This is a genomic window from Streptomyces sp. GbtcB7, from assembly GCF_019091445.1.
GTDB classification, from domain to species: domain Bacteria; phylum Actinomycetota; class Actinomycetes; order Streptomycetales; family Streptomycetaceae; genus Streptomyces; species Streptomyces mirabilis.
This window is the reverse complement of the sequence record NZ_JAGXJM010000266.1, coordinates 1-277: the sequence shown is the minus strand read 5'-3', so window position 1 is coordinate 277 and position 277 is coordinate 1. Positions and strand designations below refer to the sequence as shown.

The following is a 277-nucleotide window of genomic DNA, read 5'->3' as shown; positions in this document are numbered from 1 at the left end:
TTCGAGGAGCCCGAGCCGACGCTGGCCGAGCTCGCGACGGCCCGGTTCGGACCGGCCGTCACCGCCCGTCTGGTCGAACCCCTCTGCGCGAGCGTCTACTCGCAGAGCGCGGGAGCGGTCACCCTCTCGGCCCTGAACCCGGCCCTCTGGCAGCGATTCCGCGAGCTCGGGTCGCTGACCGCCGCCGTCGACACCCTCGCGCCGCAGGCCCGTGCGGGCTCCGCTGTGCGCGGCGTCGAAGGGGGCCTCAGGCGCCTCGCCGCCGAGCTCGGACGTC

1 pseudogene is annotated in these 277 nt (G+C 75.8%); it reads left to right on the top strand.

Annotation, left to right across the window (positions count from 1 at the left end):
• Positions 1 to 277 (top strand): annotated as a pseudogene (locus tag KVT44_RS56060) (hypothetical protein); the annotation flags it as partial.